Source organism: Faecalispora jeddahensis (assembly GCF_000577335.1).
In the GTDB taxonomy this organism is placed as follows: Bacteria; Bacillota; Clostridia; order Oscillospirales; family Acutalibacteraceae; genus Faecalispora; species Faecalispora jeddahensis.
Map to the genome: position 1 here is coordinate 1 of NZ_CBYL010000073.1, position 9,200 is coordinate 9,200.

Below are 9,200 nucleotides of genomic sequence, written 5' to 3' on the forward strand. Positions count from 1 at the left end.
CCGGCGATCCGCTGGCCGAACTATCTGCGCGAAGGCGAGAGGGTGGTGATTCCGTGAAGTTCGAGGGAATCACGGCACAAGGGGAGGTCTGTTCCCTTGGCACGCCGCTATCCGTTCACATCAGCCGTGGTGCGGAAGCGCCCGCGGACGAACTGGTGGGGGAATTTCCCTGGGGCGTTCTGCCCCCTCTGTACCGCTTGCGGGTTTCGGATGGGGAGAGAATCATATTTTTCGGCCCCGTGGACGTACAGCAGGAGAAGATTTCACCCAAAGGAGCCTTTTTGCGCGTCGAGGGGCGCAGCCTTGCGGCGCTGCTGCTCGACAACGAGGCGGTGCCGCAGACGTATTACTCTCCGCCGTTTTCTACCGTGTTTGCCCGCCATGCCGCGCCATATGGATTTTTGCGGTATCGGGTACCAAGCAGTACGGAAAAAATAGGTGAGTTTACGGTAACAAAGGGCATGAGTGAATGGCAGGTGCTCGAAAGCTTTTGCCGCCGGGCGTGGAGCGCTTCTCCCGTTTTGCAGGAGGGGGACGAGCTGACCGTCGGCGAATCGGAAGAGAGCGGTATACTTTGGTTTGGAGATTCCGTGCGGGGGCTGACGTATCTTTCCCTGACCAGAACGCGCAGGGAATATGAGAGAATCAGCGAGCTTCTGGTTCGCTCGGCCAAGGATGAGCGGTATACCGTTTCACTCACGGATGAACAGGCGCAGCGCGACGGCATTCGCCGCAGGCGCTGCCTGAGTGCTTCCTCGGCGGTCAGTGCGAAGCAGGTTCTTGCAAACGCGCGGCACAAGTCGCTGGAATACACGCTGATATTACCCGGCTGGCCCGATGTGCAGCTGGGAAGAAACGCGGAGATCAGCGACAGATTGCTTGGCCGGGCAGCAGGACTCAGAGTGTGGAGCGTGGAGTATGAGCTGGACATCGGCGGGATGCTCTGCACTGTCACGCTGCGGCGGGCCGCAGAGTAAAGGAGGAAACAGGATGTGGATTTCGGAGAAAATGGCTGCTTCACGCGCTGTGGAAAGCGCGGTGGCATCCGGTGAGGTGACGGGCGGGCAGGACGCCCGTATCGCCGCGCAGGGAGAAACCGAATACCGCCGTCTTGCGCTCGCGGCTCCCTGGGGAATCGCGTATCTGCCGCCGGCAGGGGCAAGGGCGGTGATCCTTGGCGGAGCGGAAAACCCGGTTTGCGCCGGTACCATTGTAGAGGCCGGAGGGCTTGAGCCCGGCGAGCTTCTGCTCTTTTCTGCCGGTGGGGCGCGAATCTGCCTGAAAAATTCCGGCGAGGTGGTCATCAACGGCCAGACCTTTTCCGCTGCGGGGGGATCGTAATGGACATCAGGCTTGGTCAGGGCGATTTTGCGGTTGGGATGAACGGCCTGCCGGGTTCCGTCAGCGGCAGAGAAGAGCTGCTGCAGCGGGCTTTGATCCGTCTTACGGTGCCGCGCGGCAGCTTTTCGTATGACCCGGGGCTCGGCAGCAGGCTGCACACGCTGGTGATGTCCGGCGCGGATTTGAGCGCGAGGGCGCGCGAGCTTGTGGAGGAAGCACTGGCGGCGCTGCCGGGGGTTTCGGTGGAGCAGGTCGCCTGCACACCTCTCGGCGGGGGACGCGCGCGCCTTGCGGCGGAGCTTTCCACTTTCTTTGGCCCGGGCACCATTTCGCTGGAACTGACAGGACAGGAGGGGTAATCCAATGGAAAGTTACGGCTCTGTTTTGGAGCGGATGCAGCAAACCTTTCAGGAACTGGCGGGTTTTTCCGCGGATGATGCGTCTGATTTGGGAATCCGGCTTAAAGTGCTGGCGGGCGAAGTCTATTCCCTGCTGAACGGAGTAGAATGGCTGAAAAATCAGATGTTCCCGCAGACGGCGCAGGGGGAATACCTGATGATGCACGCCGCACAGCGCGGACTTTCGCGCAAAAGCGCGACGCCTTCCTCCGGAATGCTGGTATTCGGGCGCTCCGGCACCCTGCCGTATGATGTGCTGATCCCGAAAGGCACGGTCTGCGCCGTTTCGGGCGAGGCCGGCCCGCGCTTTGAAACAACGCAGGATATCACGCTCCCAGCCGGTGCGCAGACGGCGCAGGGGCCGGCGGTATCGCAGCAGGGGGGCAAAGAATCCAACGCAGCGGCGGGAACTGTGACGCTTTTGCTTACGCCCCCCGCGGGCGTGGAGACTGTGGCAAATCCGCAGGCCTTTACCGGCGGCGCCGATGAGGAAACCGACGAGGAGCTGCGCAAGCGCCTGCTGAAAAGCTATGAGGTGCTGCCAAACGGCACCAACGCGGAATTTTACCGCAGTTATGTGGTGCAGTACGATGGGATTCAGTCCGCAAGCGTTCTGCCCAGAGCAGACGGCAGCGGAACCGTCGCCATCTACGCCGCGGGCCGGGGCGCAGCCCCGCCGCAGGCTTTGCTGACGAAAATACAATCAGAGCTGAACAGCCTGCGCGAGGTAAACGTAGAGGTAACGGTGCACCCGCCGGAGCTGGTGGGGTTCCCAATTTCCGTGTACATCGATCCCGCGCCGGGGTGCACCCTTGCGGCGGCCACCAGCCAAACCCTCGAGGTGATCCAGTCGTATTTCGATCAGCTTTCCGTCGGGGAATCCGTCATTCTGGCGCAGCTCGGCAGGCGATTGATCGACACCGGGCTGGTTCGCAATTATCATTTTGACGAGACCTTGACCAAGGATAAAAAGATGGAGATTTCGCAGCTGGCGGTGCCCGACCCGGTGTATGTGCAGCAGATGGGGAGCGTGGTATAGCATGAGGGCGATGGATTCCATGCGGGAAAAGCTCTTGCCGCTCCGGTTGTACCGAATGGACGGCGAAAGCCGGGTGGAGGCGGAGCTTTCCGCCGCGGCCGAAGGGCTTGATCTGGTCTATCAGGCGCTCGAAAGCCTGACGCAGGAAGCGTTTGTCGAAACGGCCGAGGGATTGGGTCTTGCGATGCGGGAGCTTGCTTTTGGTTCAGAGCGCACCGATCTGCCGCTGGAGCTGCGGCGAGAAATGCTTTTGTACCGCGGCGCGGTGACGGTGAACGACAATACCAAAGAGAGCGTGGAGCGCGCGCTGTTTTCCATAGGACTGCGCGCAGAGCTTTGGGAGGCTCCTCGTGAACAGAAGCTGTATGTCATTTGCTATGAAGTGCTGGATCAGCAGGTAACGCGGTACCGTTTAAAGCAGTCTGCGCTGCGCTTTCTGCCCGCCCATCTGGAAATCATTTTTGATTTCGGAAAAGTGACTTGGGCCTATCTGCAGGAAACGGAAAAAACATTTCAGCAGCTCGAGGAGCCCGGATACACCTGGGAGCAGATTCGAGAGCTGGAATGATGGAAACAACTGGGAGGGAATCAGAATGCCGTCCACGAATAAAACGTCCCAGCTGGGGCTAAATAGCTGGGTAGACACCGATAAGCCCCGGCGAGAGGATTTTGTACAGGATAATACGATTCTGGATACGGTGATCAGCGGGCACCTGGCAGATATGGTGCTGCATCTGACCGAGGCCGACCGGCTGAAACTCAGCGACGGTCTAGTAGCGGGCAGCCGTGCGGGGACAGGGACTGAAGAGGCTTCGATTACGCTCGATTTTGAACCGAAGCTTGTATTTGTGTTTTCAAAAGAAAAACCGCTGGCCGATTACAGCGCTTCCGGCAGCTATATAGTGGTAAACAGCGGGATCGCCACACCGTGGGGCAATACCCAGGGTGTGGCTGTCAGCGGGAACAGGGTGACCTTTCAGCAGAGCAAAACCACTCCCGAGGCGGGCGGTGTGATGCTGAATCTGAACAAGCTTTACGGGCAGTACGTTTACCTGGCTCTGCGGTAACGGTGATTGACGAACCGGCGTTTTTATACTATGATAAGGTACAAATCATTCCCGGAATGGGATCATTTTCCGGGCTGCGGATAGGAGCTTACCATGGAATTGTTTGAAAATGAAGTTCGCCCCGAGCGTGCGCTTTTGGTGGCGGTAGATACAGGAGAATACGACGTAGAGGCCTCAATGGCGGAGCTGTACGAGCTCACACGGAGCGCGGGCGCGGAACCGTTTGGCTCGATGGTGCAGAAGCGCCCTTCGCCTGACTCCGCAACATGTGTTGGCTCTGGCATGGCCGAGGATATTGCCGATTACTGCACACGCTACGAAATTGATTTGCTCATTTTTGACTGCGAGCTTTCGCCTACCCAGATCCGCAATCTGGATGAGCTGACAAAGGTGCGCGTGATCGACCGCACGATGCTGATCCTCGATATTTTTGCCGCCCGGGCAAAATCAAAAGAGGGCAAGCTCCAGGTTGAGCTTGCCCAGCTTCGCTATCTGCTGCCGCGCCTGAGCGGCAAGGGCATCGCGATGTCGCGTCTTGGCGGTGGAATCGGTACGCGCGGCCCCGGCGAAACGAAGCTTGAGACCGATCGCCGGCACATCCGCCGCAGGATCGAGGGCCTGAAAGAGCAGCTGGAAGAGGTGGAAAAACACCGCGAGCAGATCAACCGCCGCCGCCAGAAGGACGGAGTGATCACCGTTGCGCTCGTCGGCTACACGAACGCCGGGAAAAGCACGCTGATGAACTACCTGACACAGGCGGGCGTTCTGGCGAAAGATCAGCTGTTCGCAACGCTCGACCCCACGGCCCGGGCTTTAAAGCTGCCCAGCGGCGTTACCGTGATGTTGATCGATACGGTCGGCTTTGTACGCAGGCTGCCGCACCATCTGGTCAATGCGTTTCGCTCTACGCTTGAGCAGGCCGCCCTGGCGGATTTGATTCTGAACGTGTGTGATGCATCCAGTCCCGAAGCGCAGACTCACCTGGAAGTGACGCGCGCCCTATTGGCGGAGCTGGGCTGGAAAGACCGCCCGGTCATTCCGGTGCTCAACAAGTGCGACCTGGTTCCGGAGCTCGGCGCCGTACCCATGATCGGCAACGCCGTGCGCATCAGCGCAGTTACGGGGGCGGGCATCGACGAGCTGCTCGAAACGATCGAGCGCAATCTGCCGGTTCGTACCGTACAGGTAGAGGCGCTTCTCCCTTTTGCAGAAAGCGGCCTGGCTGCCCGCGTGCGCAAGGACGGTGCATTGCAGGAGGAAGAATTCACAGAGCATGGTCTGAGAATTGTTGCGCGGGTGGGGCCGGAGCTTCTGGAACAGCTTTCGCGCTATCTGGTCGATTCCGACAAGCCGGAGGACTGATTTATAGTATTGAGGATGAAAGCCCGGGGAACAATTTGTTCCCCGGGCTTTTTGACGTTTCAGGCCGTTTGAAAAGCTGCACAGCCGAAACTTGGTTTTATTATTTTACTTACTGCGTCGGTCTCTGCAAAGCCCAGTTACATACAATGGAAATCCTCCTGCCTTTGCTGCGTTCGTCGTCTTATTTTTTATGATTTTTGTGGGCCGGCCTGTTTTTCGGCGGGCGTGTCTGATTGACAAGAGAAGCGGCGTTTCGCGCGATTTCGCACGTCTGATACTTGTATTTTAAAAGTCCGCGTGATAAGATAAAAGTCAAAGTTAGTTAATACTAACAATGGCTTGTTGGGGGAATACTATGCCTTTGCTTTTAGCCGAAACAGGGACTTCATACACCATTGTGCGCATCTGCGGCAGTGAGAAAATAAAGCATTATCTGGAATCCCTTGGGTTTATTGCGGGCACGGCGATTGTGGTTGTGTCTAAGTTCAATGACTATTTTCTTGTGAATGTAAAGGGCTCGCGAATCGGAATCGGCAGGGAGATGGCCAAAAGAGTGATTATCAGATAGGAGACCCAATGAAAAACAGGTATAATGTTTTTTTGCTCTATTTGTGTGCGGTGATCATTGTTTTGATCGGCGCCGTGCAGGTTTACAATCTGACAGGGTATTCCGGTGTCAGAGGATTGTCTCTTGGCTCCGCTGTGTATTTCCGCGCGCGGGCCAGCCAGAGCATTACGCTGATTCTCGCTGTGGTTGCGATCACGATACTCCTCTCCGGCGAAGAGATCAACCGCGGTGTCAAGCGGAAGGCCTACATCGACAGCACGGGCATCATGAACAAGAATGCCTGCATGGAGCGAATGAACCTGCTGGACAACAAGGACAGCACGCTGAACATCGGCTTTGTCATGTTCGATCTCAACAATCTGAAGCAGGTGAACGATGATTGGGGACACGAGGAGGGGGACAAGCTGATTCAGAATTTTGTCCTTCTGCTGCGTCAGGCTTCCAATAAAGAGTATTTTCTTGCGCGATTCGGCGGGGATGAATTTGTCGCGATCATTGAAAACTGCACCGAAGCGATGATGAAGTCTTATCTGAAACGGATCGAAGAGCTGACCGGCCATTTTAACCGGGCGCAGGGGATACCGATCAGCTACGCGTGCGGGTTTGCGATCAGCACCAAAGAGCATTATTACCTGATGGACGATCTGCTCAAGGAAGCGGATAAAAAGATGTACGAAAATAAAAAGAAGATGAAGTCCGTTGATTTGGCCCCAGCCTGGCCCGGCAGAGCGCCAAGGGCCAGGCGGGCCGGAGCGGCGACAGGGGAAAAAGCGCCGGTACACTATGATTACGACGAGTTTGTATCTGCCCTTGAAAATGTGCTGCAAACCTGCGGGGAAGAGGTACATCTGGCGATTGTGTATTCAGACATCTGTCATTTCGGGTATTTCAACGATGTATACGGCCATCAGGAGGGCAACCGGATTTTAAATCAGTTTGCCCAGCAGCTTGCCAGGCAGTCCTGCTTCCTGTTTGCCTGCCGCATGTATTCCGACCATTTTGCATGTCTGGTCGATACCTCCCACAAAACAGAGGGCCAAAGTGTTGAGCTGGTGCAAAGCTGGAGCACGCGTTTTTCTGATTCCATGAGTGAAACCTATAAGGGAAGCCGCCTGATCGTGCGAAGCGGCATCTATTTCATCTCAGATTCCGGCGAACCCGTTGACGGGATGCTCAACAGGGTCATCTATGCGCATAAATTTGCCAAAAGCTCTTTTCACAGTGTATTTGTGTACTGCGAGGAACTCAGCCAGAGAGAAAAAAGACGTTCAGAGATTCTCTGTTTGTTCCGCAGTGCGCTGGAACAAGACGAATTTAAAATTTATGTTCAGCCTCAAGTGCTGTGCCGTGAAAGAAGAATTTGCGGCGCCGAGGCGCTTGTGCGCTGGCAGCGGCCAAATGGCTTGTTCTTTTACCCGGATGAGTTTATCCCCGTGCTGGAGCAGACCGGTGATGTGATCGATCTGGACTTTTACGTGTACGAAAAGGTGTTCGCTTACCTGCATCAAAAGGAGGCCGCGGGGGAGAAACACGTTCCTGTATCGGTGAATGTTTCCCGGATTCATCTTCTGGACGTAGACAGTTTTATCCGTCGGCTCCAGAAGCTTCGCGAAAAATGGCCCGTTTCCACCTCGCTGCTCCTGTTTGAGCTGACGGAAACAGCTTATATCCAAGAGATCGACAATGCGCGCCTGTTTATTTGCGAGCTGCATAAGCTGGGCTACCGGGTTTCTATGGACGACTTCGGCAGCGGGTATTCTTCTTTAAAAGCGCTTCAGAGCATGCCCTTTGATGAGATTAAATTTGACCGGGCCTTTTTAAGGGACTGCAACGGGAAAAAAGAAACCTATATTCTTCTTCAGCTGATTCAGATGGTAAAGGGGTTCCATATCCCTATCGTCTGTGAAGGGGCCGAAACAGCCGAGCATGTAGAGCTGCTGGAACGATCAATGTGCGATATGATTCAGGGGTATTATTTTTATAAGCCGTTCCCCATAGAAGAACTGAAAATCCGGGATTCGGGGTTCCCGAGGCTCCGGCAGTCTGATTTACCGCTTTCTTCCTGATGGATTCCTAAGAAAACTAAGCTTATTAAAACAGCCTGCCTTCTCAAAGTCTGAGGAAGCAGGCTGTTCTGGGTTTTTGAAAGGATTGTGAGAAATAAGTGCAGGAATTCTGTCCGCTGGGCCTGCTGCAAAAATGCGGGCTTTTGGCAGCGGCTCGCGTCCTTTTGGGGGAAAACAGCGGCAGGGCAGCAGGGCGGAGTGCCTTTTTTATTCGGAAACTGTTGATTCTGTGGTGCTTTCCTCCTGAACCGTTACGCCGGAGATCAGCCACCGGTTATCCTGCTTTGTCACTTGCAGCGTCACCGGATTTTTTGCAAAGACTCCGGTGTTTATAACCTCGACGATCTTCCCGGACACGGTGTATTCTCCCTTGCCGGAGGGCGTGATTTCCGTGATCTCGATCCGGTCAGGCCAAGGGCTGGAGACTCTGCGTCCGGGCGCGCTCTGTGGGTCGGCCTTCCACGCAGCCAAAAGTTCCGGTGTGACATATTGGGCATACTGTTCCTCTATGCTTTTCGCCGCGATTTCCGTAGGAGCTGTAAGCGAAACCATCTTCAGCGCTCCGCCGAAACCTTCCACAAGAGATACGACCTCCTGTTTGTCGGACTCAGAAGCGGAGGAATCCGAGGGCTTTTGATTTGCGGCCAATGCCGCGCCGGCAGTGATGACGGCAACCAATACAACGCACAGGATCATAAGACCTGCTTTCTTCTTTTTTGAGTCCATGATTGCGGAAATACGATTTTTCATACTTTGTTTCCCTCCGTAGAAACCAGTTGAGAATGCGGTTGTAAGCTTCGCGTTATTCCGGACAACATCCAGAATCATTTCGCCGTACTGCCTGCGCTGCTGGGAATCCGCGCCGTCTAGCACCAGTGCGTCGCAGGAAATTTCACATTGCGCCGCCGTCGACCTAGCCATCAGGTAGATGACGGGATTGAACCAATGAAGGATCGATGCTGCCAACACCAGCGTCTTATACCAAAGGTCGTGCCGTTTGAAATGCACCAGCTCATGCTTGAGAATGAGAGATAGTTTCTCCTCTGGAATTCCGACAGGCGGCAGTAAAATGGCGGGACAGAAAAGTCCGACAAGTACCGGGCTTGTGATACTTTGGCATACGCTGAGGCGGATCGGCGCCTTTATTTTCAGCTCCGATTTTAAGCCATCTAAAATCCCCAGGGATTCCAGATCGGTTACAGGCTCACTCCACCGGCGCACCATGCTCATAAAGCGGATATGTCGCAGAGTATGATATAACAGGATGCCCGCAGCGCCTGCAGCCCAAATTGCCGCGGGCGCCCACCAGAAAGGCACGGCGGTCAAAGCGTTCACAGCTTCTCCGGCCGCCGTCACGGC

Annotated in this window: 10 protein-coding genes; 9 read left to right on the forward strand and 1 reads right to left on the reverse strand. The window is 55.6% G+C overall.

From position 1 onward, the window contains the following. The 9 genes from TY09_RS16775 to TY09_RS16815 form a co-directional block, all read left to right on the forward strand. Positions 1 to 977: hypothetical protein (locus tag TY09_RS16775; RefSeq protein ID WP_242841525.1), on the forward strand; the 977-nt coding region annotated here is incomplete at its 5' end. Between the two features lie 13 nt (positions 978 to 990). Then, a complete protein-coding gene (locus tag TY09_RS16780) occupies positions 991 to 1,341 on the forward strand; it encodes a hypothetical protein (RefSeq protein WP_042436754.1) in 351 nt (116 codons plus the stop codon). Continuing rightward, a complete protein-coding gene (locus tag TY09_RS16785) occupies positions 1,341 to 1,700 on the forward strand; it encodes a GPW/gp25 family protein (RefSeq protein ID WP_042436757.1) in 360 nt (119 codons plus the stop codon). The genes TY09_RS16780 and TY09_RS16785 overlap by 1 nt, the downstream gene beginning before the upstream one ends. A gap of 4 nt (positions 1,701 to 1,704) precedes the next feature. Next, a complete protein-coding gene (locus tag TY09_RS16790) occupies positions 1,705 to 2,778 on the forward strand; it encodes a baseplate J/gp47 family protein (protein ID WP_042436760.1) in 1,074 nt (357 codons plus the stop codon). A gap of 1 nt (position 2,779) precedes the next feature. Then, the gene (locus TY09_RS16795; RefSeq protein WP_042436763.1) at positions 2,780 to 3,346 is read left to right on the forward strand and encodes a hypothetical protein; all 567 of its coding nucleotides are present in this window, start codon (positions 2,780 to 2,782) and stop codon (positions 3,344 to 3,346) included. A 25-nt stretch (positions 3,347 to 3,371) separates the two neighbouring features. After that, the gene (locus TY09_RS16800; RefSeq protein ID WP_042436766.1) at positions 3,372 to 3,845 is read left to right on the forward strand and encodes a hypothetical protein; all 474 of its coding nucleotides are present in this window, start codon (positions 3,372 to 3,374) and stop codon (positions 3,843 to 3,845) included. A gap of 93 nt (positions 3,846 to 3,938) precedes the next feature. After that, positions 3,939 to 5,207, forward strand: coding sequence for a GTPase HflX (hflX, locus tag TY09_RS16805; RefSeq protein WP_042436769.1), 1,269 nt, complete (start codon positions 3,939 to 3,941; stop codon positions 5,205 to 5,207). A gap of 355 nt (positions 5,208 to 5,562) precedes the next feature. Continuing rightward, positions 5,563 to 5,775 (forward strand): FeoA family protein, encoded by a 213-nt coding sequence (locus TY09_RS16810; protein ID WP_009063384.1) that lies wholly within the window; start codon positions 5,563 to 5,565, stop codon positions 5,773 to 5,775. An 8-nt stretch (positions 5,776 to 5,783) separates the two neighbouring features. Further along, the gene (locus TY09_RS16815) at positions 5,784 to 7,841 is read left to right on the forward strand and encodes a bifunctional diguanylate cyclase/phosphodiesterase (RefSeq protein WP_042436773.1); all 2,058 of its coding nucleotides are present in this window, start codon (positions 5,784 to 5,786) and stop codon (positions 7,839 to 7,841) included. Between the two features lie 207 nt (positions 7,842 to 8,048). Here TY09_RS16815 and TY09_RS16820 read toward each other — a convergent pair. Then, on the reverse strand, positions 8,049 to 9,200 hold a 1,152-nt coding region (locus TY09_RS16820; RefSeq protein ID WP_147584735.1), incomplete at its 5' end, for a M56 family metallopeptidase.